The organism is Dactylosporangium sp. CS-047395, from assembly GCF_050942185.1.
Classification (GTDB): domain Bacteria; phylum Actinomycetota; class Actinomycetes; order Mycobacteriales; family Micromonosporaceae; genus Dactylosporangium.
The window spans coordinates 7,843,231-7,866,224 of record NZ_CP192015.1; the positions used below are offsets into that span (position 1 = coordinate 7,843,231).

At 69.6% G+C, this 22,994-nt stretch carries 21 protein-coding genes; 7 read left to right on the forward strand and 14 right to left on the reverse strand.

Translation table 11 applies throughout. The annotated features are described in order from the left end of the window. Nucleotides 1–157 precede the first annotated feature (157 nt). Both ACQP00_RS37000 and ACQP00_RS37005 read left to right on the forward strand, forming a co-directional pair. Nucleotides 158–640, forward strand: a complete 483-nt coding sequence (locus ACQP00_RS37000; RefSeq protein WP_433204995.1) for an HAD domain-containing protein — start codon at nucleotides 158–160, stop codon at nucleotides 638–640. Between the two features lie 46 nt (nucleotides 641–686). Continuing rightward, complete coding sequence (locus ACQP00_RS37005) at nucleotides 687–2,243, forward strand: LLM class flavin-dependent oxidoreductase (RefSeq protein WP_433204998.1); 1,557 nt, start codon at nucleotides 687–689, stop codon at nucleotides 2,241–2,243. Here the strand turns inward: ACQP00_RS37005 and ACQP00_RS37010 are convergent. Further along, on the reverse strand, nucleotides 2,228–3,139 hold the full coding sequence (locus ACQP00_RS37010; RefSeq protein WP_433205001.1) for an SDR family NAD(P)-dependent oxidoreductase: 912 nt from the start codon (nucleotides 3,137–3,139) through the stop codon (nucleotides 2,228–2,230). The two genes, ACQP00_RS37005 and ACQP00_RS37010, sit on opposite strands and share 16 nt — an antisense overlap. Next, on the reverse strand, nucleotides 3,136–4,053 hold the full coding sequence (locus tag ACQP00_RS37015) for an SDR family NAD(P)-dependent oxidoreductase (protein WP_433205004.1): 918 nt from the start codon (nucleotides 4,051–4,053) through the stop codon (nucleotides 3,136–3,138). The genes ACQP00_RS37010 and ACQP00_RS37015 overlap by 4 nt, the downstream gene beginning before the upstream one ends. Before the next feature lie 115 nt (nucleotides 4,054–4,168). Between ACQP00_RS37015 and ACQP00_RS37020 the strand changes: the two genes are divergently transcribed. Next, entirely contained in the window at nucleotides 4,169–4,717 is a 549-nt protein-coding gene (locus tag ACQP00_RS37020; protein WP_433205007.1) for a TetR/AcrR family transcriptional regulator, read from the forward strand. 111 nt (nucleotides 4,718–4,828) lie between these two features. Then, a complete protein-coding gene (locus tag ACQP00_RS37025) occupies nucleotides 4,829–5,410 on the forward strand; it encodes a Uma2 family endonuclease (protein WP_433205010.1) in 582 nt (193 codons plus the stop codon). Nucleotides 5,411–5,499: 89 nt separating this feature from the next. Here ACQP00_RS37025 and ACQP00_RS37030 read toward each other — a convergent pair whose 3' ends face one another. From ACQP00_RS37030 to ACQP00_RS37055, 6 genes are all read right to left on the reverse strand, one after another. Then, on the reverse strand, nucleotides 5,500–5,961 hold the full coding sequence (locus ACQP00_RS37030; RefSeq protein ID WP_433205013.1) for a cupin domain-containing protein: 462 nt from the start codon (nucleotides 5,959–5,961) through the stop codon (nucleotides 5,500–5,502). Between the two features lie 17 nt (nucleotides 5,962–5,978). Further along, the gene (locus ACQP00_RS37035) at nucleotides 5,979–6,929 is read right to left on the reverse strand and encodes a helix-turn-helix domain-containing protein (protein WP_433205016.1); all 951 of its coding nucleotides are present in this window, start codon (nucleotides 6,927–6,929) and stop codon (nucleotides 5,979–5,981) included. A 2,151-nt stretch (nucleotides 6,930–9,080) separates the two neighbouring features. Further along, complete coding sequence (locus tag ACQP00_RS37040; protein WP_433205019.1) at nucleotides 9,081–9,419, reverse strand: SUMF1/EgtB/PvdO family nonheme iron enzyme; 339 nt, start codon at nucleotides 9,417–9,419, stop codon at nucleotides 9,081–9,083. Then, nucleotides 9,307–9,813, reverse strand: coding sequence for an SUMF1/EgtB/PvdO family nonheme iron enzyme (locus ACQP00_RS37045; protein WP_433205022.1), 507 nt, complete (start codon nucleotides 9,811–9,813; stop codon nucleotides 9,307–9,309). The genes ACQP00_RS37040 and ACQP00_RS37045 overlap by 113 nt, the downstream gene beginning before the upstream one ends. Before the next feature lie 56 nt (nucleotides 9,814–9,869). Next, nucleotides 9,870–10,004 (reverse strand): hypothetical protein, encoded by a 135-nt coding sequence (locus tag ACQP00_RS37050; protein ID WP_433205025.1) that lies wholly within the window; start codon nucleotides 10,002–10,004, stop codon nucleotides 9,870–9,872. Nucleotides 10,005–10,492: 488 nt separating this feature from the next. Next, a complete protein-coding gene (locus tag ACQP00_RS37055; RefSeq protein ID WP_433205028.1) occupies nucleotides 10,493–11,065 on the reverse strand; it encodes a histidine phosphatase family protein in 573 nt (190 codons plus the stop codon). 36 nt (nucleotides 11,066–11,101) lie between these two features. Between ACQP00_RS37055 and ACQP00_RS37060 the strand changes: the two genes are divergently transcribed. After that, nucleotides 11,102–11,782 carry an HAD family hydrolase gene (locus tag ACQP00_RS37060; RefSeq protein WP_433205031.1) on the forward strand — a complete coding sequence of 227 codons (681 nt, stop codon included), beginning with the start codon at nucleotides 11,102–11,104 and terminating at the stop codon, nucleotides 11,780–11,782. Here ACQP00_RS37060 and ACQP00_RS37065 read toward each other — a convergent pair. From ACQP00_RS37065 to ACQP00_RS37075, 3 genes are read right to left on the reverse strand one after another with little or no spacing between them, the layout of a single operon-like run. Then, a complete protein-coding gene (locus ACQP00_RS37065) occupies nucleotides 11,763–12,209 on the reverse strand; it encodes an Lrp/AsnC family transcriptional regulator (RefSeq protein WP_433205034.1) in 447 nt (148 codons plus the stop codon). The genes ACQP00_RS37060 and ACQP00_RS37065 overlap by 20 nt on opposite strands. A 29-nt stretch (nucleotides 12,210–12,238) precedes the next feature. Continuing rightward, on the reverse strand, nucleotides 12,239–13,375 hold the full coding sequence (locus ACQP00_RS37070) for an acyl-CoA dehydrogenase family protein (protein WP_433205038.1): 1,137 nt from the start codon (nucleotides 13,373–13,375) through the stop codon (nucleotides 12,239–12,241). Continuing rightward, nucleotides 13,372–14,475, reverse strand: coding sequence for a M24 family metallopeptidase (locus ACQP00_RS37075; RefSeq protein WP_433205041.1), 1,104 nt, complete (start codon nucleotides 14,473–14,475; stop codon nucleotides 13,372–13,374). Before ACQP00_RS37075 ends, ACQP00_RS37070 begins: the two co-directional genes overlap by 4 nt. Nucleotides 14,476–14,647: 172 nt before the next feature. Between ACQP00_RS37075 and ACQP00_RS37080 the strand changes: the two genes are divergently transcribed. Both ACQP00_RS37080 and ACQP00_RS37085 read left to right on the forward strand, forming a co-directional pair. Then, nucleotides 14,648–15,595 carry an anti-sigma factor RsbA family regulatory protein gene (locus tag ACQP00_RS37080; RefSeq protein WP_433205044.1) on the forward strand — a complete coding sequence of 316 codons (948 nt, stop codon included), beginning with the start codon at nucleotides 14,648–14,650 and terminating at the stop codon, nucleotides 15,593–15,595. Nucleotides 15,596–15,604: 9 nt separating this feature from the next. Next, the gene (locus ACQP00_RS37085; RefSeq protein WP_433205047.1) at nucleotides 15,605–16,513 is read left to right on the forward strand and encodes a 5'-3' exonuclease; all 909 of its coding nucleotides are present in this window, start codon (nucleotides 15,605–15,607) and stop codon (nucleotides 16,511–16,513) included. Here ACQP00_RS37085 and ACQP00_RS37090 read toward each other — a convergent pair. From ACQP00_RS37090 to ACQP00_RS37100, 3 genes are all read right to left on the reverse strand, one after another. Continuing rightward, a complete protein-coding gene (locus tag ACQP00_RS37090) occupies nucleotides 16,505–18,982 on the reverse strand; it encodes a glycogen/starch/alpha-glucan phosphorylase (protein ID WP_433205050.1) in 2,478 nt (825 codons plus the stop codon). The two genes, ACQP00_RS37085 and ACQP00_RS37090, sit on opposite strands and share 9 nt — an antisense overlap. Nucleotides 18,983–19,138: 156 nt before the next feature. Then, nucleotides 19,139–20,053, reverse strand: coding sequence for an MHYT domain-containing protein (locus tag ACQP00_RS37095; RefSeq protein WP_433205053.1), 915 nt, complete (start codon nucleotides 20,051–20,053; stop codon nucleotides 19,139–19,141). Between the two features lie 122 nt (nucleotides 20,054–20,175). Continuing rightward, nucleotides 20,176–22,944 (reverse strand): DEAD/DEAH box helicase, encoded by a 2,769-nt coding sequence (locus ACQP00_RS37100; protein ID WP_433205056.1) that lies wholly within the window; start codon nucleotides 22,942–22,944, stop codon nucleotides 20,176–20,178. Between the last annotated feature and the right edge of the window lie 50 nt (nucleotides 22,945–22,994).

Consider the following 22,994-nt stretch of genomic DNA (forward strand, 5'->3'; position numbering starts at 1 on the left):
GCCCGCTTGGCTTCGAGTGCCCGGCGCCGCATCATGGTCTTCTCCTTCCCGCTCGGTGTCTTCTCGGTGCTGATGAATACCTTACGCATTCCCCGGGAGGCGCACAATGCATTTATCGCGACTTTCACGCGCGGCCCGGAGGCGGTACCTTCGCCGCATGGGCGATCCACCGGTGTGGCTGCTCGACGTCGACGGCGTCATCAACGTCAAGCGGCCGGGCTGGGGTGCGGCGCCCTTTCAGGGCCGGGCGTACGCGCTCGGCGCCGAGTGGAAGCTGCGCTGGGCCCCCGCCCTGGTGCAGCGCATCCAGCGGCTGCACCGCGACGGGGTGGCCGAGGTGCGCTGGTGCTCGACGTGGTGCGCGTGGCCGGGCGAGGTGGAGCGGCTGTTCAAGATGCCGGGCCTGGACCGCGCGTTCGGCGAGGTGCCGGACTTCTCGGTGGCCAAGCTCGCCGCGGCCCGGGCCGTACTGCGCGGCGGGCGGCGGCTGGTGTGGACCGACGACGTCGAGGTACCGGAGCCGGGGGCGCTCTACGACGAGCTCACCGCGGACGGCCGGGCGCTGCTGATCCGGCCCGATCCGCGCCGCGGGCTGACGCCCGCCCATCTCGACGCCATCGAGGAATACTGCCAAGGGTGAGAGGCGACACTTTGAACGTGAACCTTCTGTGTGAAATATTATCTGCATGACCGACTATGGCCACGATCTGCGGTTCGGGACGTTCCTGCCGGCCGAGGCGGCCGACGCCGCCGAGGCGCTGCGGCTCGCGGTGCGCACCGAGGAGCTCGGGCTGGACATGACGAGCCTGCAGGACCACCCGTACCAGGGGCGCTTCCTCGACACCTGGACCCAATTGTCGGTGATCGCCGCGCACACCGAGCGGATCTCGGTGTTCCCCAACGTCGCGAACCTGCCGCTGCGCCCGCCGGCCGTGCTCGCGCGCGCCGCGGCCAGCCTGGACCTGCTCAGCGGTGGCCGGGTCGAGCTCGGCCTGGGCGCCGGCGGGTTCTGGGACGCGATCGAGGCGATGGGCGCCCCGCGGCGCACGCCCGGCGAGTCGCTCAAGGCCCTCGCGGAGGCGATCGCGGTCATCCGGGCGCTGTGGAGCGACGAGCGCTCGGTGCGCGTCGACGGCGAGTACTACCACCTCAAGGGCGCCCACCCCGGCCCCGGCACCGCCCACGACATCGGCATCTGGGTCGGCGCGTACAAGCCGCGCGCGCTCGCCCTCATCGGCCGCCTCGCCGACGGCTGGCTGCCCAGCTCGCCCTACGTGGCCCCCGAGCTGCTCGCCGAGTCGAACCGGCGGATCGACGAGGCCGCCGAGCAGGCCGGGCGGCGGCCGGAGGACATTCGCAGGCTGTACAACATCGCCGGTTCGTTCCGCGGTGACGGCCGTGAATTCCTGCAGGGCCCGCCCAAGGTGTGGGTGGAGCAGCTCGCCGAGCTCGCGGTCAGTGAGGGCATGAGCGGCTTCGTCTACATGGTCCGCGCGGGCGGCGACAGCGACCTGGAGCGCTTCGCCACCGAGGTGGTGCCGGCGGTGCGCGAGCTGGTCGCGGCGGAGCGGACCCGCCCCGAAGAGCCGACCGCCGCGGTTGTACTGCCCGAGCCCGCATCGGCGGTGACCGTTCGCGAGCACAATGCCACCCTCGCCACCCCGACGCCGGACGACGGCACGCGGCTGTCGGGCACGAGCCTCTGGGACGAGTCCGAGCGCCCGACGGGCCCGGCGAGCGATCTCGCCGTGCAGTACAGCGGGAGGCAGCGGGCGTCGGGGCAGCACCTCGTGGACGTACACAATCATCTGCGCGAAGAGCTGCAGCAGCTGCGCGACCTCGTGGACCAGGTCGCCTCCGGCGCGCTGGACCTGGGCCGGGCGCGTTCGATGATCAACACGATGGCGATGCGGCAGAACAACTGGACGCTGGGCACGTACTGCGAGAGCTACTGCCGCGTCGTCACCACCCACCACACCATCGAGGACCTGAGCCTGTTCCCGCGCCTGCGGGCGGCCGACCCCCGGCTCGTGCCGGTCGTCGACCGCCTGGAGGCGGAGCACCACGTCATCGCCGACGTGCTGGAGCGGGTGGACCAGGCCCTCGTGGCGATGGTGGCGAAACCGGAGGGCATCAAGCAGGTGCGCGAGGCGGTCGACCTGCTCACCGACACCCTCCTGTCGCACCTGTCGTACGAGGAGCGCGAGCTGATCGAGCCGCTGAGCGCCTACAACGTGATGTGAGTGGCCTGCTCGGAGACCGCCCACAGCCGGCTCGCGGCGCCGGGGTCGAGCGCGTACGCCGCGACCCCCGTCCGCGTCCCCGGCCGGTTCAGCGGCGCCTCCTGGCAGTCCTCGTAGTACTTCCCGCCGACCCCGGCGACGGTGGGCGACCCGGCCAGCAGCACCGAGGTCGCCGCCCCCTGCTCCGGCGTCTTCCACCGGATCGGCACGCCCCCGTTGGCCGCGGTCGCGCTCGCCGTCAGCTCATCGACGTCGACATGCCGCTGCAGGTTCGTCCGAATCCCGCCCGGGCTCAGCGCATTGACCCTGATCCCGTCCCCGCGCCACCGCCGGTCGGCTTCCACCGCGAACAGCACATTGGCCGTCTTCGACTGCCCGTACGCCAGCCAAGGGTCGTACTCGCGCCGCTCGAAATGGATGTCCTCGAACACGACCCCCGACCGCAGATGCGCGGCCGAACTGACCGCGACGACCCGCGCCCCGCCGGCCTTCTGCAGGGCGGGCAGCAGCCGCACGGCGAGCGCGAAGTGCCCCAGGTGGTTCGTCGCAAACTGCGATTCCCACCCTTCTTGTGTACGGCTGAGCGGCGACGCCATCACGCCCGCATTGTTGACGAGGATGTGCAGCGGCCCCTCCCACGCCTCGGCAAAGGCCCGCACCGACGCCTGGTCCGACAGGTCGAGCTGCCGCACCTGGGCCTTGATCTCCTCGGCGAACCCGTCGGCCGCCGCGGTGTTGCGCACGGCCAGGGTCACCTCGGCGCCAGCCGCCGCGAGGGCCCGGGCGGTCTCGATGCCGATCCCGGACGCGCCGCCGGTGACGACCGCCCGCTTCCCGGTGAGGTCGACTCCGGCGAGGACCTCACTCGCGGTGGACTCGAATCCGAACGTGCTCATCGCTGAACCTCCTTGACGCTGATGTCCCACAGCCGAGCGGCCGCCTCCGGATCGAGCGCGTACGCCTCGACCCCGGTCCGCGTCCCCGGCAGGTGCGGCCCGGCCTCGTTACAGTTCTCGAAGTACTTGCCCCCGACCCCGTCGAGCAGCGGCGATGCGGCCAGCAGCACGGACGTCGCCGCCCCCTGCTCAGTGGTCTTGAACTCCGGGTTCGGGTTGCCGGTCTTTTCGCGCAGGCGCTGGAGTTCGGCCTGGTCGACGTACCGCTGCAGATTCGTCTGAATGGAACCCGGGTGCAGCGCGTTGACGAAAATCCCGTCATCGGCCCACCGCCGGCTGCCCTCGACGGCAAAGAGAATGTTGGCCGTCTTGGACTGCCCGTAGGCGGACCAGGCCTCGTACTCCCGCCGCTCGAAGTGAATGTCGTCAAACACCACCGGCGAGAAGTGATGCCCACTGGACGACACCGACACGACCCGCGCCCCGCCGGCCGCGCGCAGGGCAGGCAGCAGCCCGGTCGCGAGCGCGAAGTGCCCGTAGTGGTTGGTCGCGAACTGCAGCTCCCACCCCTCTTCGGAGCGCCCCAGCGGCCGCGCCATCACGCCCGCGTTGTTGACGAGGATGTGCAGCGGCCCTTCCCAGCCCTCGGCGAACTTCCGCACGGAAGCCTGATCGGCGAGGTCCAGCGGCATCGTCAACGCTCTGATCTCCCCGGCAAACGTCGCGGCCGCTCCGGTGTCGCGCACAGCGAGGGTCACCTCGGCCCCGGCCTCAGCCAGGGCGCGGGCCGTCTCAACCCCGATCCCGGAAGCCCCACCGGTGACAACGGCGCGCTTGCCGCTTAGGTCAACCCCGGCAAGAACCTCACGAGCGGTCGACGTCTTGTCGAACGGAGTCCTGATCACCATGTCCATCTCCTTCGGCGGTACCATCTGAAGCGGAGGAGCCTCCAGATGTTCCCCACGCTAACCGGAGGCGCCTCCGATTGCCTCGCCTTTGGAGTGTGACGTGACCCACGCAGCCCGCCCTTTGCGCGCCGACGCCCGCCGCAACCGCGAACGGCTGCTGGAGGCCGCGCTGGTCGCCTTCTCGAAAGACCCAACGGACGAGGTCACCCTGGAACGAGTGGCCCGCGACGCCGGGGTTGGGATCGGCACGCTGTACCGCCACTTCCCGACGCGCGAGGCCCTCATTGAAGAGGTGTACCGCGCGGAACTCACCCGCCTGTGCGAATCCGCGCCGCGCCTGCTTGCCTCACTGTCCCCGGACGCCGCCCTGCGCACGTGGATGGACGGCTTCATCGACTACTCGGCGACGAAACGCGGCCTGGCGGAGGCCCTGCGCACCGTGATCGCCGCGGGCGGTCAGCCCTTCGCGCAGAGCCGGACGATGATGGAGGCCGCCTTGGGCGAACTGCTGCGGGCGGCGGAGTCGGTGGGCATCCGGCAGGATGTGGAGCCGTACGACGTGCTGGTCGCGATGAGCGCCATCTCGTTGTGGGTCTCGGAACCGGACCGCCGCGAACAGGCCGGCCGCGTGCTGGACCTGCTGATGGACGGCCTCCGCTTCACCCGCTGACCGCCGCATCGTCGCCAGCACCATTTGCCACAGCTACGGCACACCCGTCACACAGGTTGAGGACCGGGACGTCGATAGGCTGGCGGCACCAGGTCAGCGGAGGGTGGGTCGATGAACGCGCCAGCTTCAATGCGATGGCCGGTGCCGCCTCCGGACGGATTCACCGCGGAGGATCTCGATCGTCTTCCCGATCTCCCGCCGCACATCGAGCTCATCGACGGAAGCCTGGTGTTCGCGAGCCCGCAGAAGGCGTTCCACACCCTCGCCCTCGACCTGCTGGTCACGGCACTGCGGGTCAGCGTTCCCAAACATCTGCGGGTGCGGCGGGAGATGTCCGTCGTCCTCGACCGCCGGCAACGACCTGAGCCGGACGTGATGGTCGTGCGGGCCGACGCGGTCACCGGAGGGGACCAGACGGCCTACCCTGCCGACGCTGTCGTGCTCGCGATCGAGGTTGTCTCACTCGACTCCGAGATCCGTGACCGCGAACGCAAGCCGCAGCTGTACGCCCGTGCCGGCATCGGTCACTTCTGGCGCGTCGAGGACGATGGCTCAGGCAACGCCATCGTCTACATCTACGAACTCGACCCAGCGAGCAACGCCTACGCGCTGACCGGCATATTCCACGATCGGGTCAAGGTCAACGTTCCCTTCGACATCGACCTCGATCTGACCGAGATTCGACACCTGTGATCGCACCAGCCGGCCAGCACGACGGCAGGCAAGACCGCACCCAGCCGTAGCTCCCGGGCACGGCCGCGAACTCTCGCGCGGCAGGCGTCTCACGAGGCGTACTCGTCGGAGATCTCGGTGGCGTACCGCTTCCACAGCGGTCCCATCGTCTCGGCGTTCACCGGCCGCCCGGAGTCGATCATGGCCTTGAAGTCGCGGAAATACTGCACGTACAGGTCCGGCGTGAAGGTGTTCAGCATGACCGCGTTGCCGTCGCCGACGTTGGCGAACGTATGCGGCGCGCCGGTCGGCACGATGACCCAGGTCCCCGGCCCGGCGTCGTACTGGTCCTCGCCCACGGTGAACCGGAAGGTCCCCGCCAGCACGTAGAAGCCCTCGTCGTGCTGGGCGTGGCGGTGCTGCAACGGGCTCGGTGTGCCCGGCGGGATGGTGACCTCGGCGAACCCCAGCCGATGGCCGGTGTGCTCGCCGTTCTCCAGGATCCGGATCTGCTGCGCCCCGCTGCCGAGGATCTCTCCCTCGCCGGGACGGACGATGTTCACCTTCGCCATGACGACTCCCACTGCTGTTACCGGCCCTGGTCACCACCATCCTGTTCCCGGCCGGCCGCACGCGTCCTGGTCGTCTGCGCACGGTTGCTGGCAACCAGTGCACGGGCGTTGTACCCGTACGTCGCCTTGAAAAGCTTGCTGAAGTGGGTGGAATCGGCGAAACCCCACCGCGCGGCCACGGCGGTCACCGTACGCCCGCCGCCCGCCAGCTCAGCCCGGCAACGCTCCAGGCGCCGACACCGGATCAGGGCCGCGACGGTGAGCGGCTGGTCCTCGAACAGCTTGTGCAGCCGCCGCACCGAGATGTGGTGGACGGCAGCGATACTGCGCGGCGAGAGGTCCGGATCGGCCAGCCGGGCCTCGATGTACCCGGCGATCCGGTCACGCAACCCCTCGTCCGAAGCCGGCTGTACGTCACCCAGCCGAGCCTCCAGCGCAACCCCGATCAGCTCAGTGATCGCCGCCGCCGACCGCACCGCGTCAGCCTCGCGGAACCCGGCCGCCAACCGCGCCGACTCCCGGACCAGCACGGAGACGAGGGCGCCTGGACCGTGCGTGCCGTCGATGCGTACGCCGATGAGCCGGTCAGCCTGAGCGGGCCGGATCCGAAGCTCCCGGCGCGGGACCATGACGGTGACATGCGCCGCGGCGGTGCTCTCGAACCGGACCGTCCGTGTCGGATCCAGCAGCACCAGGTCGGCCGGCCCGAGGTCGGCGTCGCCGCGCCCCTGTTCGATCCGCGTCCGGCCCCGGACCATCACCTTGACCGCCAGATGCTCCCCGTCGGTGGCGGCGCGCTCCCGCCCGACACAGGCACTCTCGGGGGTGTCGAGCGAGAACAGCCGCAGCGGCCCGAGATCGCGAGCGGCGAACCGCCCTCGGAAACCGGCCCCCGCCCGCTTGTTGACCAGTGGCGGAAACCCGCTGGCGGCCAACTCGTCCTGGAACGCTTCAAGGTTCCCGATCACCGCTCAACGATAACGGCGACACCTCAGCGTCAACACACTCACGAAACGAAGCCGAGGATCGGCACAGACCCGCCACCCGAATAGCGCGGCGCACCGCCAAGCAGACACGGCGCACGTCGGAGACCCGGCCGGACGGCTGCCGGCTCGCAGACTGCATCAGATGCTTGCATGAGGATGCAGGGCCAGTCTGATGATGGGCTGCCAGGGACTCGTACCGTGAACCTACGGAATCGCGGCAGCAGGGTCCCATGAAGCTGGAAACATTGCCGCATAACGGCTCCGGCTTTCGCTCGGTCCGGCTAGGTGCGGTCGGTTATGTACCTTGCTGCTGTACTTCTGCCGACCCTGAACGGCTCCCACCAGCCCCTCCGCATTCCCCCGTCGTCCGCCCTCCGGGGAACAGGTCGGCGGCGGGGCTGCCTCGTGAGTAACGGACCGCGACGGTTCCGATCATGCTTGGCAGCCCCCGCCGCCGACCTGTTGGCGTGTCCAAGAGCACATCGCGCGGCCAATGCGTCGGCTTCCAGCCGGCGGGCTTTCAGCGCTGGCCCGAAGCGCCGGCGCCGCTTGCCCGCCGCGCTGGCCGACCGCGCGCCAGCCGCGCCGGAGGCGCTTAATTCAGTACAGACCAACTCGGCAACGATCGCCCTTAGCTATTGGGATTCAGCTGCCGAACTCTCGCTACTTACGACTTTCTTGGTCCGAAAAGCCGCATCTTTATCAAACGAGTGGGCCCAGGCTGGCCGCAGCGCACCCTGAATCCGAACGAGAGGAGTCGCATGAGCGGAACAGATGAGGGCCCTGTTCCGCAGGCCTCAAACGATTTGCCGCACTCAAATCACGGCACCGGCGAGCGGCAATCGCGCCACTCCGGTGCAACAGTGCCAAGTCCCTCTTGCGTCGCAGGCAAATAGAATGCCTTCCGAGTCTGAGCGTGGCTAAGGCGTTGCAGCGCCGAGTCCACGTGGCGCCGGCCCAGGCAGGCTCAAATGTGCGTACGCGCCACTTCAGGCGGATGCCGAAGATTCGACGCTGAATCCGAGCTCTCGTAGCCGCCGCTCCACCAACGGACATGACGGCTCGCTGCCACCATCCGGCCTTGACGGCCAGCAGTAACATGTTGACGGCACGTCCACATCGAGCCCTGGGTAATTGGTGAATGGTGAATAACTGGCAATGGCTCGCCCCAGTCTTGACAGCCCTGGGTGTTCTGGGCGTGGTTGGACAGATTTTGGTGGCGCGCCAGCAGAATAGGCTGTCACGCCTCCAGACGCTTCGAGTCGAAAGCGCTCGCTGGGCGAATTTGCGTGAAAGTTGGCACTTTGCACTACTTGCTGCCTATGGTCCAGGCGGACGTAGGCAGGCGGGCGTTACAGCCGAGGCTGCGGAGAGCTTCCGTACGAGCCTCCAGCACATAGTAGATGAGGCAGGCCGTGCGCTTAAGCTCGCAAGCTCCAATGACTCCGAAGAAATTCAGGAGTCATTTGACATCGTTAACAATTCTTACGCGGCACTAATCCCGTATGAGCGGGCAATTGAAGAGGTGGTTCAGTATCTATCTGGGCTTTGCTCCCTGGTGCTCGAAAATACTATCCGAGCGAGTGACGCTTACTCAATCCTCGGCGTCGAAGTGGTCGAGCATCAGAACGCTGTTCGGCGACTCTTGGAGATTAGCCCTGAGGTAAGCGGATGCCCGGGTAGCGTGTGGGGCCGCACACAAAGGTGGCAAAGCATGAATCTCGATGCAGTAGCGGCAGAGATAGGCTGGGATGACAACCTGGTAACCGCAGTAGGCACCAGATGCCGCACGATGCTGCTGCTTGACCTCATGACCGCCCGGGCAATATTCAGTGGAGACTCGGGCAGCATCCACGGTGTTGCCGGAGAACTCTCGAATAAGCACGTACGGAAACTGCTTACGGTTTGGGCAACCGGTCGCACCACAAGCCTTAGTGCGGCATTAAGGGCGAGCCGGGAAGTTGTGCGTGCAAGCCTCCTTGAATCTCGCGGGCTTGAAACGATGGGAAGTCTCGTTCCCGATGAACTACCCAAGAGTCCAATTCGTGTCCGCGTTCGGCGCTGGATCGGATGGAATGCGACTCTGATCAAAGTGGCTTGGCGACGGCCCACATTGCGCAACTTGCCGCGAGATTACCTCTTCGAGTACATCGACGGTAGCTCCGAATCGCTCCCACCAGCCGAGTAATGACCGTTTCGGCGAGTACAGCCTGTGAGACCACTGGCTACATCGCGCCCGCTGGGGGCAGCTCTACGAAGTTCGATGTCGTCATCAAGCATGCCGTCCGAAGCATCGTTGAACGATGAAGGCGCGCAGCGAAGGAACGGGCTCGTGAATGCGCTACCCTTCAGCTCATTTCTACCTGGGCCTGTCGCAGCTAAGCACCATTCCCAGGTGTTGCCGCACATGTCGTACACGCCAAACGGGCTGACTCCGCTGCAGTAGCGGTCGACCGGTGTGGTGCTGCCCACCTGTTTTCGCGGCAGTTGCACTTAGCGAGGGCTCCCTGGCGACCCCACGGGCCGATGTCGCCACGGTGCAACGAGCAGCTTTCTCCCACTGCTGTGCGGTCGGCAGTCGCTTTCCCGCCCAAATGGCGTAGGCCGTGGCGTCGTGCCAAGTCACGAAGACCCCCGAGTGTCGAGCTTGTCCGCTGGTGGTTTGCCGTCCTCCCAGCGTTGGGTGATGTGGCGTCGGGGGCGGTGATGTAGCGGGCGTAGTCGGCGTGGTGGGGTAGACGTCGATGTAGAAGGCGGAGAGGTAGACGGGCTCGTTGTCGAGGCGGGCGAAGTACACGCCTGCGTCGACGAAGACCGTCACGTCCGACGCCGGTCTCCCGCTTCCGCCGATCTGCGCCGTGGCCATTCGGCAACACCATCTCGACGCCGAGCGGGACAGCACGGCAGCCAGCAACCTATGAACTAAAGGCTGCTGAGACTCTTGAGGAAGCCAGACACCGCGGCCGCCTCGACCACCACCTCGGCGAACCCGACTGTTGCCACCGACTCGTCGGATGCCTCGTCGTCCTTGAACGGTACGCCGATCGACCTAGGCATCGTGGGCCTCATGCTGGGCTGACTTCGTGGTGGTGGACATCCTGGCGACTGCCGAACGCTTTCCGCCCCAGCGCCTGACCTTCGCTTGTCCGCAGCCCGCTTCCGTGTTGTGGGGTGGGTGCGCCGTCGGCAATCTCGTCGGTAAGAGGTTCGTGGTATCTACGGCCTCGTCAACACCGCTGTCGAGGTGCTGAGTGCCTGATCAGTTGAGTGAGGTCGGGTTCGATGTCCTGTCCGGCGACGATGAGGACGCCGCGCGGACGATCCTCGGCGGCGAGACAGACGGCCGGCGCGACGCGTTGACTCGAGGCGGTTTCAGAGCCGGGATCGGCGTCTGCTTGAGCGAAGCGACTAGGTAGTGGCCCTAAGAGTCTCCGCGAATCGCCCAAATCATTGCTTTCCCCTTTGAGAGATAAATCTTGAGGCTTTTTGCCCTTCAGACCGCGTCCTAGCAGAACTGCCCGCCGTCACCAGACGCTCGACACCAGCTAGATCGGCGGAGCGTTCCACAGACGCAACGCCGGAGCGTCATGCTCGTGGCCCAGCACCGAGACGGTTGCGGTGCCCAGCGTCAGATGCGCCCCAAAGGCAACCGGCTGGTCGAGCCACCGAGCGGCCAAAGCCCGCGAAGCATGCCCATGACTCACCACAGCCACATCCCCCAACGCCAGCATCGGCCGCAGCTTCGTAATGAACCGATCCAGCCGATCAGTCACCTGCGAAGGCGACTCCCCGGAAGGACAGCCGTCAGCCCACAGATCCCAGTCGGGCGCGTCGACCTTGATCTGGGCAGAGGTCAGCCCCTCATACGTCCCGTAGTCCCACTCCGCGATGTCATTATCAAGCTCCGTAACGACAAGCCCCGCGAGCTCAGCAGTACGGCGGGCGCGTTGACGTGGGCTGCTGATCACCGCCACAAAAGCCCGGTTCGCCAAAGCGCGGGCCAGGGACTTGGCGCCCTCCTCGCCCGCGGAGGTCAGTTCGAGGTCGGTCGTGGAGGTGTGCCGGCCGTTGGCGCTCCACTCGGTCTGTCCGTGCCGTATGACCACGATCTCGCCCATCTTCACATTGTGCCGGTTCCGGCTACGCTGCACCGCGTGGACGGGGTTCTGGTGCTCTGGGATGTGGACCACACGCTGGTCGACGTGGACGGGCTGGGGCGGGAGGCGTACGACCTGGCCTTCACGCGGCGGTTCGGGGTGGCGCCGGCGTATCAGCCGCCGATGGCGGGGCGGACCGACCGGGCCATCGCGATCGACATGCTGCGGCTCAACCAGGTGCCCGTGACCGAGGCCAACCTGGAAGACCTCAAGAGCGGCGCCGAGGCGGCCATGGACGAGCTCGCCCATCTGCTCCCCACGCGGGGGCGGGCGCTGCCGGGAGCAATAGCGGCGCTCACCGCGATCCACGGGCGTACGGTGCAGTCGCTCCTGACGGGCAACGTCCGGCACATCGCCGAGGTGAAGGTGGGGCCGTTCGGGCTCGCCGAGTACCTGGACCTCGATGTAGGTGCGTACGGGTGGAGCCACGAGGTGCGCGCGGAGCTGGTGAAGATCGCCCGGGACAACGTGCACGGGCGGCACCTTGAACGGGTTGTGCTCGTCGGTGACACGCCCGAGGACGTTGGAGCGGCGCTGGCCAGTGGGGTTGGCGTGGTGGGGGTGGCGACCGGGCGGTACACGAGGACGGAACTCGAAACCGCAGGGGCTCATGTGGCCCTGGACGACCTGACCGACACCGACCGGGTGACCGAGGCGATCAGAGCGGCCGCGCGTTAGGGCGGTGCTCGTAGGGCGTGGACAGCACGACCGTGGTGCGGGTGGTGACGTTCGCGGCCTGGCGGATCTCCTGCAGCAGCCGCTCCAGGGCCAGGGGGTTCTCGACGCGTACGAGGAGCATGTAGAAGTCCTCGCCGGCCACCGAGTAGCAGCTTTCGATCTGCGGGAGCTTGGCCAGCCGGTCGGGGGCGTCGTCGGGCTGGGACGGGTCCAGCGGGCGGATCGCGACGAAGGCGGTCAGGGACAGGCCGAGCGCGTCGTGGTCGACCGTCGCGGTGTAGCCCTTGATGACGCCGCGCTGCTCCAGGCGGCGCACCCGCTGGTGCACGGCCGACACCGACAGGCCGACCCGCTCGGCCAGGTCGGTGTAGGACAGGCGGCCGTCGGCGGCCAGGGCCGCGACGATCGCGCGATCGGTCTCTTCCACGCACGCACCCTAACGTGCCGGGCAAACCATTACAGGGATCGGGAGATCACCAGGCGCTGGATCTGGTTGGTGCCCTCGAAGATCTGCAGGACCTTGGCCTCGCGCATGTACCGCTCGACGGGGTGGTCGGAGACGTAGCCGGCGCCGCCGAGGACCTGGACGGCGTCGGTGGTGACGCGCATGGCGGTGTCGGTGCAGAACAGCTTGGCCTTGGCCGCCTCGGCGGTGTGCGGGCGGCCGGCGTCGCGCAGCCTCGCGGCGGACAGGTACAGCGCCCGCGCCGCCGCGATCTGGGTGGCCATGTCGGCGAGCATGAACCCGACGCCCTGGAACTCGGCGATGGGCTTGCCGAACTGTTCGCGCTCGCGGGCGTACCCGGCGGCGTAGTCCAGGGCGGCCTGGGCCAGGCCGACGGCGCAGGCGGCGATGCCGAGCCGGCCGCCGTCCAGCGCGCTGAGGGCGATCTTGAAGCCGCGGCCGTCCTCGCCGATGAGGCGGTCGGCCGGGACGACGGCGCCGTCGAAGACGACCTGGGCGACGGTCGAGGAGCGCAGGCCCATGGTCTTCTCCGGGGCCTGGGCCGCGATGCCGGGGGTGGCGGCGTCGGCCAGCAGGCAGGAGATGCCGGCCGGGCCGGGGCCGCCGGTGCGGACGAAGACGTTGTAGAAGTCGACCTGGCCGGCGTGGGTGATCCAGGCCTTGGTGCCGCTGACCGTGTACCCGTTCTCCGAAAGCATCGCGCGGGTACTCAACGCTGCCGCGTCGGAGCCGCTGTGTGGCTCGGAGAGGCAGTAGGCGCCGAGCAGCTCGCCGCCCAGCATGTCGGGCAGCAGCTGCTTGCGCTGGGTGTCGGTGCCGAACGTGGCCAGGGGGTAGCAGGCCAGGCTGTGCACGGAGACGCCCTCGGCCACGGCGAGCCAGCGGGCCGCGAGCTCCTCGAGGACCTGCAGGTACAGCTCGTACGGCACCCCGCCCCCGCCGTGCTCCTCCGGGTAGGGCAGGCCGAGCAGCCCGGCCCGGCCCAGGAGCTTGAACAGCTCGCGGGGGAAGCGGCGCCCGTCCTCGTACTCGTCGACGCGCGGGGCCAGCTCGCCGTCGGCGATCTCGCGGACGAGACCGATCAGCGCGTCGCCCTCTTCGGTGAGAAACGGCCGGTCGACGGTCACAGGATCACCAGCTCCGTGTCGATGGTGTTGAGCCGTTCCACGCCGCCGTCGGTGCACACGACGATGTCCTCGATCCGCGCCCCGTGCCGCCCGGCCAGGTAGATGCCGGGCTCGATCGAGAACGCCATGCCGGGCTCGAGCGGTGTCGCGTTGCCCGCCACGATGTACGGGTCCTCGTGCCCGTCCAGGCCGATCCCGTGCCCGGTGCGGTGCAGGAAGGCCGCGCCGTACCCCGCGGCGGCGATCAGGTCCCGCGCGGCCGCGTCGACGGACTCGGCGGTGACCCCGGGGCGCACGGCCGCGACCGCCGCCCGCTGGGCCTCGTGCAGCACCGCGAAGTAGGCGGCGAACTCGGCGGGCGGTTCGCCGATGCAGTACGTGCGGGTGGAGTCGGAGCAGTACCCGTCGGGCATCGCCCCGCCGATGTCGACGACCACCGGCTCGCCGGCCCGGATCACCCGGTCGGAGACGCCGTGGTGCGGGCTGGCCCCGTTGGGCCCGGCGGCGACGATGGTGAACTCGACGGTGGCGTGCCCGGCCGCGCGGATGCCGGCCGCGATGTCCCCGGCCACCTCGGCCTCGGTGCGCCCGGGCCGCAGCCACTCCGCCATCCGGCCGTGGACCGCGTCGATGGCCTGCCCGGCCCGGCGCAGCGCGTCGACCTCGGCCGGGCTCTTGCGCAGGCGCAGGCCGCGCAGCACGGCGCCGGCCAGGGCCTGGGTGGTGTCCGGCAGCGCGTCGCGCAGGGCCAGGACCTGCTCGGCCCACATGCGGTCACCGAGCCCGACGGTCTTGGCCTGGCCGGCCAGGATTTCCTGGACGATGCCGTACGGGTCGGTGCCGTCCGCGTGGTCGACGAGCCGGACGCCGACCGACTCGGCGGGTGAGGCCTCGGCGGCGGGGCGCTCGAGGCGCGGGACGATGAGGACCGCGTCGCCGTCGGCGGGCAGGACGAGCAGGGTGAGCCGCTCGAGGGCGTGCGCGTCGTATCCGGTCAGGTAGCGCAGGTCGGCGCTCGGGCCGATGAGCAGGGCGTCGAGCCCGGCCTCGGCCGCGGCGCGCCGGGCGGCGGCCAGCCGGTCGGGGGAATACAGCTCCACCCCGACAGCTTAACGTTCGTTTGGTTTTCCGTGGGACCCGCGAGGTTGCTGAGCCCCCTGCGATACCAACGGATAGGTGATTGATCTCGGTTCGTAGCGTAGTCTGTGCACGAAGCTTGAGTAATAAGGCCAGAACTCCGCTGCTGCCGAACCGAGACGAGCCTCGCACTCCATGAGCCGCCCCATGGTGCCGACGCCCAGCGACCGGGTTGCCGACCCGTTCGTGCACGAGGCGCTGCTGTACGAGGGCGTGGTCGGATTTCTCGACGGCACCATGAAGTTCATCTACGAGGGGTTCTCCCTCGACGAGCCGACGATCGTCGCGGCCCCGCTGACCAACATCAACCTGCTGCGCGAGCGGCTCGGGGCGTTCGCCGAGGGCGTGGAGTTCCTGGACATGGCCGAGGCCGGGCGCAACCCGGGCCGGATCATCCCCTGGGTGCTGTGCCGGTTCATGGACGAGCACCCCGGCCGCCGGGTCCGCATCGTCGGGCAGTCGGTCTGGCCCGAGCGCACCGCCGAGGAGTACCCCGGCTGCGTCCAGCACGAGGCGATGGTCAACGTGGCCCTGGCCGGGCGCGAGGCGACCCTGCTGTGCCCGTACGACCTGGCCCGGCTCGACCAGAAGCGCATCGACGACGCCCAGCGCACCCATCCGGTCATGGTCGACGACAACGGCCGCTACCCGTCGGGCAGCTACGACCCGCACGGCGCCGCCGAGACCTGGAACGTGCCGCTGTCCGAGCCGCCGGCCGGCGCGACCACGCTGCGCTTCGAGCTGGAGAGCCTGGTCGAGGTCCGCCGCCGGGTGGCCGAGGTGGGCCTGGACGCCGACCTGGTGCCGGACCGGATCGTGGACCTGCAGAGCGCCGTCAACGAGCTGGCCACCAACAGCATCCAGCACGGCGGCGGCTCCGGGACGCTGCGCACCTGGTACGACGAGCAGCGGGTGGTCTGCGAGGTGCGCGACTTCGGCCACGCCACCAACCCGATGATCGGCCGGCTGCGCCCGCCGCACGGCCGGGGCCGCGGCCTGGTGATGGTGCACTTCTTGGCCGACCTGGTGCAGCGACACACCAGCACGACGGGAACCGCGACCCGCATCCACGTGCTGCGCTAACCTGCACCGATGGACCGCCCCCTGCTGCTGATCGACTCGGCCAGCCTGTACTTCCGCGCGTTCTTCGGCGTGCCCGAGGCGGCCGCGAAGGCGCCCGACGGCACCCCGGTCAACGCCGTGCGCGGCTTCCTCGACATGCTCTCCACGCTCATCAAGGGCCGCAGGCCGGACCGGATGGTCTGCTGCCTGGACGAGAGCTGGCGACCGGCGTGGCGGGTCGCGCTGCTGCCGTCGTACAAGGCGCACCGGCTCACCCCGGCCGGCGGCGAGGAGGTGCCCGACGCGCTGTCCACGCAGGTGCCGATCATTTTGGAGTTCCTGACCGCGCTCGGCATCACCGCGGTCGGCGCGGCCGACTTCGAGGCCGACGACGTGATCGGCACCCTCGCGTTCCGCGAGCCCGGGCCGGTCGAGGTGGCCACCGGCGACCGCGACCTGTTCCAGGTCATCGACGACGACAAGCCGGTGCGGGTGCTGTACTGCGGCCGCGGCGTCGCCAAGCTCGAGGTCCTCGACAACGCGGCGCTGCACGCGAAGTACGGCGTGCCGGCGGCCGGGTACGCGGACCTCGCGGCCCTGCGCGGCGACCCCAGCGACGGCCTGCCCGGGGTCGCCGGCGTCGGCGAGAAGACCGCGGCCCGGCTCGTGGACCGCTACGGCGACCTCGACGGCATCCTGGCCGCCCTCGACGACCCGAAGTCGGGCTTCGCGCCGGGGCTGCGGGCCAAGCTGGAGGCCGGCCGCGAATACCTGGCCAAGTCGCGCGAGGTCGTGGCGGTCTCCCGCGCGGTGCCGCTGCCGGAGCTCGGCACCAAGCTGCCGAAGTCGCCCGCCGACCCCGACCAGCTGCTCGAACTGGCCGGGAAATGGGGCCTCGAAGGTGCGGCGAAGCGGATCGTCGACGCGATCTCAGCCTGAGACGCGCACCGGTTCCACCCGCCAGATGCGGTCGCAGTAGTCCCGCACGGTCCGGTCGGAGGAGAAGAACCCGCACCGGGCCGCGTTGAGCACCGACATGCGCGCCCACCCGTCCTGGTCCCGCCACGCCTGCTCGACCCGCTCCTGGGCCTCGAGGTACGGGCGGTAGTCGGCCAGCGCCAGGTACTCGTCGTGGCCCAGGATCATGTCCACGGCCGGCGCGAACAGCGACCGGTCGCCCTTGGCGAACACGCCGCCCGCGATGGCGTCGATGGCCGCGCGCAGCTCCGGGTCGCTCTCGTAGTACGAGCGAGGGTTGTAGGTTCTTCGTGCTGCTGCGGCCTCGCCGGCGTCCAGTCCGAACAGGAAGAAGTTCTCCGCACCGACCCGGTCGCGGATCTCGATGTTGGCCCCGTCGAGGGTGCCGACCGTGACCGCGCCGTTGAGGGCGAGCTTCATGTTGCCCGTGCCCGACGCCTCCTTGCCGGCCAGGGAGATCTGCTCGGACAGGTCGGCCGCCGGGATGATGACCTGGGCCCGGCTGACGTTGTAGTCGGGCTGCAGCACGACCTTGAGCTTGCGCGAGACCACCGGGTCGGTGTTGACCGCGTCGGCGACCGCGTTGACCAGCCGGATCAGCAGCTTCATGGAGTGGTAGCCGGGGGCCGCCTTGCCGCCGAAGAGCACGGTGCGCGGCACGACGTCGAGGTCGGGGTCGTCGCGCAGGCGGTTGAAGAGCGTGATGACGTGCAAAAGCTTCAGGTGCTGCCTCTTGTACTCGTGGAAGCGCTTGATCATCACATCGCACAGCGCGCCCGGGTCGAGCACCACGCCCGTCGACTTCTCCACCAGTGCCGCGAGATCGGCCTTGTTGGCCCGTTTCACCACCCGCCAGCGCTCCAGGAACGCCGGGTCGTCGGCGGCCGGCACGAGGGCCTCCAGCCGGTCCAGGTCGGTGATCCAGCCCTCGTCCCCGAGCCGCTCGGTGATCAGGTCCGACAGCCGCGGGTTGGCCATCCGCACGAACCGGCGCGGGGTGACGCCGTTGGTGACGTTGTGGAACTTCTGCGGCCACAGCTCGGCGAAGTCGCGCAGGGTCGTCTCGGCCAGCAGCTTCGTGTGCAGCTCGGCGACGCCGTTGACGGCGCTGGAGGCGACGACGGCCAGGTGCGCCATCCGCACCCGCCGCTCCGGGTCCTCCTGGATGATCGAGAGCCGGCGGGCGCGGTCGCCCTCGCCCGGGTACGTCGCCTCGACCTCCTGCAGGAAGAAGTAGTTGATCGCGTAGATGATCTCCATGTGCCGGGGTAGGAGCCGCTCCAGCAGCGCCACCGGCCAGGTCTCCAGGGCCTCGGGCAGCAGCGTGTGGCACGTGTAGTTGAACGTGCGGCGGGTGATCGACCAGGCCAGGTCCCAGTCCAGCTTGTACTCGTCGACGAGCAGGCGCATGAGCTCGGTGACGGCCATGACCGGGTGGGTGTCGTTGAGCTGGATCACGACCTTGGCCGGGAAGGACTCCCAGCCCTCGTTGCGCAGCCGGTAGCGGCGGATGATGTCGCGCAGCGAGCACGCCACGAGGAAGTACTGCTGCTTCAGGCGCAGCTCCCGGCCCTGCTCGGTGCTGTCGTCGGGGTAGAGGACCTTGGAGATGTTCTCCGCCCGCACGATGTCCTCGACCGCCTCCTTGTACTGCCCGGCGCCGAAGCGGGACAGGTCGAAGGACTCGCGGCTGGCCCGGGCCTGCCAGAGCCGGATGATGTTCACGGTCTGGGTGCCGAAGCCGGGCACGAGCATGTGGCTGGGCTCGCCGCGCACGGTCTCCCCCGGCGTCCACTGCCGGCGCAGCCCGCTCGGGTCGTCGGGGGCCGGCACGGTGCTGCCGTAGAAGCCGACCCGCTGGCGGTCGTCCGGGGCCGCGAACTCCCAGGGGTTGCCGTAGAACGTCCAGTCGTCCGGGCGCTCGACCTGGGCGCCGTCGCGGAAGCCCTGCTTGAAGATGCCGAACTCGTACCGGATGCCGTAGCCGACCGCCGGGATGTCCAGCGTTGCCATGGAGTCGAGCAGGCACGCGGCCAGCCGGCCCAGCCCGCCGTTGCCCAGGCCCGGCTCGACGTCGTAGCGCTCCAGGTCCTCGAGGCTGGTGCCGAGCTCGGCCGCGATCGGGCGCACGAAGCGCTCGGTGTCGGTGTAAAGCAGGTTCTGCCGCAGCTGCCGGCCGAGCAGGTACTCGGCCGACAGGTAGTACACGAACCGCGGGTTGGCCGCGTAGTGGGCGGCGGCGGTGCGGGCGTAGCGCTCGACCAGCCGGTCCCGGACGGTCAGCGCGAGGGTGTGGTAGCCGTCGGAGCCGCTGGCCGACTCCAGGGTGGTGCCGCGCTGGAAGTACAGGTTGCTCAGCAGGTCCCGCTCGAAGTCCTCGAGCGTGTTGCCGACGGTACGCATGCTGGGGCGGGGCCGGGCATCGGTCACCGGAACAGTATCCGCTCCGGGCCGCCCGGCCCGCCGGAGTTCACCCACCTTTCATGACGGGCGGGCCCCCGTGTCCGATTCATCCGGCATTCATCCGACACCATCGGAAATGCATTCCGAAGTTGTACGGAAAGCGACGGCATTGGTATTGCTGCGTCAGCGTCCGCGTTGCCGGCGAGCGTCGGCGATACCATTCGCGGCCCGCGCCGCGAATGCGCGGCCGGGGGGCGTGTCGCCGCCGCCGGAGGTCGCCGCGCCGGGCACCGGACCGCCGCCGAAGATCGGGCCGGCGTCGGCGCGCAGGGCCTGGCCCTCGGCGATCTTCTGCCGGACCGCCTCGGCCTCGGCCTGCTCCCGCTCGGACGGCACGGCCATCACCGCGCTGGCCAGGGCGATGACCACGACCAGCACGAACAGCACGATCGGGGCCAGGAACCAGTTGACGTCCACGCCCGGCACGTTGTCGGTGCTGTGGGCCAGGTGGACCTGCATGCCGTACATGCCGGTGTAGTGCATGGAGCAGACGGCCACGCCCATCACCACGGCCGCCGCGCCCGTGGCGAGCATCCCGCGCACGACGACGGTGAACCACAGGGCCACGGTGGCGGCCACGATGGCGATCGCGTAGGAGGCCACCACGTAGCTCGTCTTGTAGTCGAAGCTGCCGTTGATGTTCATCGCCTTCATGCCCGTGTAGTGCATGAACGCGACCGACACGCCGGTGATCGGGCCGCCGACGAGCACCTTCCACAGCTTGCGATCGCCCAGGCCCACGATGAACAGGCCGACGCCGACCGTGATCACCGCGATGAAGAAGCTCGCGACCGTGATCGGCACGTCGAAGCGCAGCGGGCTGTCCGTCACGCTGAAGCCGACCATGGCCATGAAGTGCATGACCCAGATCCCGGTCCCGCCGATCGACCACGCGGCCAGCACCAGCAGCCAGGCGCGGCGGCGCTTGTCGGTCGCGATCCGGGCCCGCGCCGTGCTCACCAGACCGAGCAGGGAGCCCAGGAATGACATGGCGAAGGCGAAGATCGGCGTGATGGCGCCGTATGTGAAATGGTGCAATTGACCCACGGGATGTCCTCCGTCCAGGGCACGCGCGCGCGGGCTGCACGGCGGACCGGCCAGAGCATCATTACGGATCCGAACGTTTTTTGCGAATCCCCGTCATGTGCAATTCCAGAAGTTCATCCCATGACGGAGTAGGCGAGCACGCCCCGGGTCACCGCGGTCATCGCCTGGCGCGCGGTCCGGCGCACGCCGTCCGGCGCCCCGGTCGCCTCGGCGAGCTGCCCGAGCAGGTCGAGCACCTGCCGTGACCAGCGCACGAAGTCACCGGCGGGCATGTCGCCCTCCAGGCCGTGCACGCTGCCGAGCACCTTGGTGAGCGACTCGCCGCGGGCCCAGCGGTACATCGGCCACACGAAGCCGAGGTCGAGCTCGCGGGTCAGCTGCAGGCCCCGCGAGTCCTCGTCGTCGCGCAGGTCCGCCCACAGCTTCAGGGTGGTGTCGATGGCGTCGGTGACCTCGCCGCGCGGGACCGAGGCCCGGTCCTCCGACTCGCGCCGCGCCTCGTAGACCAGGACGCTGGCCGCCGCGGCCAGCTCGGCCGGGCCGAGCTTGTCCCACACGCCGCGGCGCAGGCACTCGGCGATGAGCAGGTCGGTCTCGGACCAGATCCGGGCCAGCATCCGGCCGGCGTCGGTGACCTCGCTGGTCTCGGTCAGGTAGCCGCGGTCGGTGAGCAGCCCGCAGACCCGGTCGAAGGTGCGCGCCAGGGAGCCGGTGCGGCTGGCCACCTTGCCCCGCAGGGCCTCGGTGTCGCGCTCCAGGCGGTGCCGGCGCTCGGCCCAGCGGGCGTGCTCCTCGCGGTCCGGGCAGCGGTGGCAGGGGTGCCGGCGCAGCGACGCGCGCAGCGCCTCCAGCTCGTGGTCGTCGGTGGCGGCGCTGTTGCGGGAGCGGCCCGGGCGGCCGGGGCGGCCCCGCTCGCGCTCCTCCGGGGCGAAGTCGACCCGGCGCAGCTGCGCGGCGAGGTCGCGGCGGTCCTGGGCCGAGCGGTAGTTGAACTGCCGCGGCACCCGGACCCGGCCGATCGGCTCGACGGGCGTGGTGAAGTCGGCGCCGGAGATCCGCCCGGCCCAGCGGTCCTCGGTGAGCACCAGCGGGCGGGGCTCGCCGAAGCCGCCGGTGCCGGGGTCGATGACGATTGCGAGGCCGGAGCGGCGCCCGGCGGGCACCCGGATCACGTCGCCGGAGCGCAGCCGCTCCAGGGACTCCAGGGCGGCCGCGCGGCGCTGCTGCACGCCCTGCCGGGCGATGGCCTTCTCCCGGTCGGCGATCGCGACCCGGATCGAGAAGTACTGCTCGAAGTCCCCGAGGTGGCAGGTCATCTCGCCGCCGTAGGTGGCCATCGTCTCGGTGTTGCGCTGCACCTGCCGGGCCAGGCCGACGACCGAGCGGTCTGCCTGGAACTGCGCGAACGAGCTCTCCAGCAGCTCGCGGGCGGCCGCGAAGCCGACGCTGCCGACGAGATTGACCGCCATGTTGTACGAAGGGCGGAAGCTGGACTTCAGCGGGTAGGTGCGGGTGGAGGCGAGCCCGGCGACGTGGCGGGGGTCGATCTCCGGGGCCCACACCACGACGGCGTGGCCCTCCACGTCGATCCCGCGGCGCCCGGCCCGGCCGGTCAGCTGGGTGTACTCCCCCGGCGTCAGGTCGACGTGCGCCTCGCCGTTGAACTTGACCAGCCGCTCCAGCACCACGCAGCGGGCCGGCATGTTGATGCCCAGGGCCAGGGTCTCGGTGGCGAACACGGCCTTGACCAGCCCGCGCCCGAACAGCTCCTCGACGACCTCCTTGAACGCGGGCAGCATTCCGGCGTGGTGCGCGGCGAGGCCCCGCTCGAGGCCGTCGAGCCACTCCCAGTACCCGAGGACCTGCAGATCCTCGCTCGGGATGTGCTTGGTGCGCTCCTCGACGATGGTGCGGATCTCGGCGCGCTCGTCGGGGCCGGTCAGCCGCAGCCCGGCGGCCAGGCACTGCTGCACGGCGGCGTCGCAGCCGGCCCGGGAGAAGATGAACAGGATGGCCGGCAGCAACCCCTCGCGGTCGAGCCGCTCGACGATCTCCTGGCGGTAGGGGCCGGTCCAGCGGCCGCGCTTGCCCCGGCGCAGGTCCCCGCCGGCGAGCTCCACCCGGCGCAGCATCTCCCGGTGGTAGCGCAGCAGCTCGGGGTGCACGTCGTGCTTCTGGGCCGCCTCGGCGTCGTGGAACAGGTCGAACATCCGCTTGCCGACGAGCATGTGCTGCCACAGCGGGACCGGCCGGTGCTCGCTGACCACCACGCTGGTCTCGCCGCGCACGGTCACCAGCCAGTCGGCGAACTCCTCGGCGTTGGACACCGTCGCCGACAGCGAGACCAGGGTCACCGACTCGGGCAGGTGGATGATCACCTCTTCCCACACGGCGCCGCGGAACCGGTCGGCGAGGTAGTGCACCTCGTCCATGACCACGTAGGACAGCCCCTGCAGGGTGGCCGAGCCGGCGTACAGCATGTTGCGCAGCACCTCGGTGGTCATCACCACCACGGGCGCGTCGCCGTTGATCGCGTTGTCGCCGGTGAGCAGCCCGACCCGCTCGGCGCCGTACCGTCCGACCAGGTCGTTGTACTTCTGGTTGGACAGCGCCTTGATCGGCGTCGTGTAGAAGCACTTGCGCCCCTGCCGCAGGGCCAGGTGGACCGCGAACTCGCCGACGACCGTCTTGCCGGCGCCGGTCGGGGCGCACACGAGCACGCCCGTGCCGCGCTCCAGGGCCGCGCAGGCCTCGGCCTGGAACGGGTCGAGGGCGAAATCCAGCTCGTCGGCGAACTCCGTGAGCGCCGGCCTCTCGGCCCGCTGCCGGGCGGCCTCGTAGCGGTCTGCGGGGCTGGCTTCGAACTCCTCGGTACCGCTCACGTTCCCAAGGCTAGGCGACGAAGCCCAGGATCCGCTCCTAGGTATCGTGC

What these genes read in the sequence shown, in the direction of transcription:
- ACQP00_RS37000 (WP_433204995.1), top strand. Translation starts at nt 158, where the DNA reads ATGGGCGATCCACCGGTGTGGCTGCTCGACGTCGACGGCGTCATCAAC.
- ACQP00_RS37005 (WP_433204998.1), top strand. Translation starts at nt 687, where the DNA reads ATGACCGACTATGGCCACGATCTGCGGTTCGGGACGTTCCTGCCGGCC.
- ACQP00_RS37010 (WP_433205001.1), bottom strand. Translation starts at nt 3,139, where the DNA reads ATGAGCACGTTCGGATTCGAGTCCACCGCGAGTGAGGTCCTCGCCGGA.
- ACQP00_RS37015 (WP_433205004.1), bottom strand. Translation starts at nt 4,053, where the DNA reads ATGGACATGGTGATCAGGACTCCGTTCGACAAGACGTCGACCGCTCGT.
- ACQP00_RS37025 (WP_433205010.1), top strand. Translation starts at nt 4,829, where the DNA reads ATGAACGCGCCAGCTTCAATGCGATGGCCGGTGCCGCCTCCGGACGGA.
- ACQP00_RS37030 (WP_433205013.1), bottom strand. Translation starts at nt 5,961, where the DNA reads ATGGCGAAGGTGAACATCGTCCGTCCCGGCGAGGGAGAGATCCTCGGC.
- ACQP00_RS37045 (WP_433205022.1), bottom strand. Translation starts at nt 9,813, where the DNA reads ATGGCCACGGCGCAGATCGGCGGAAGCGGGAGACCGGCGTCGGACGTG.
- ACQP00_RS37050 (WP_433205025.1), bottom strand. Translation starts at nt 10,004, where the DNA reads ATGCCTAGGTCGATCGGCGTACCGTTCAAGGACGACGAGGCATCCGAC.
- ACQP00_RS37055 (WP_433205028.1), bottom strand. Translation starts at nt 11,065, where the DNA reads ATGGGCGAGATCGTGGTCATACGGCACGGACAGACCGAGTGGAGCGCC.
- ACQP00_RS37080 (WP_433205044.1), top strand. Translation starts at nt 14,648, where the DNA reads ATGAGCCGCCCCATGGTGCCGACGCCCAGCGACCGGGTTGCCGACCCG.
- ACQP00_RS37085 (WP_433205047.1), top strand. Translation starts at nt 15,605, where the DNA reads ATGGACCGCCCCCTGCTGCTGATCGACTCGGCCAGCCTGTACTTCCGC.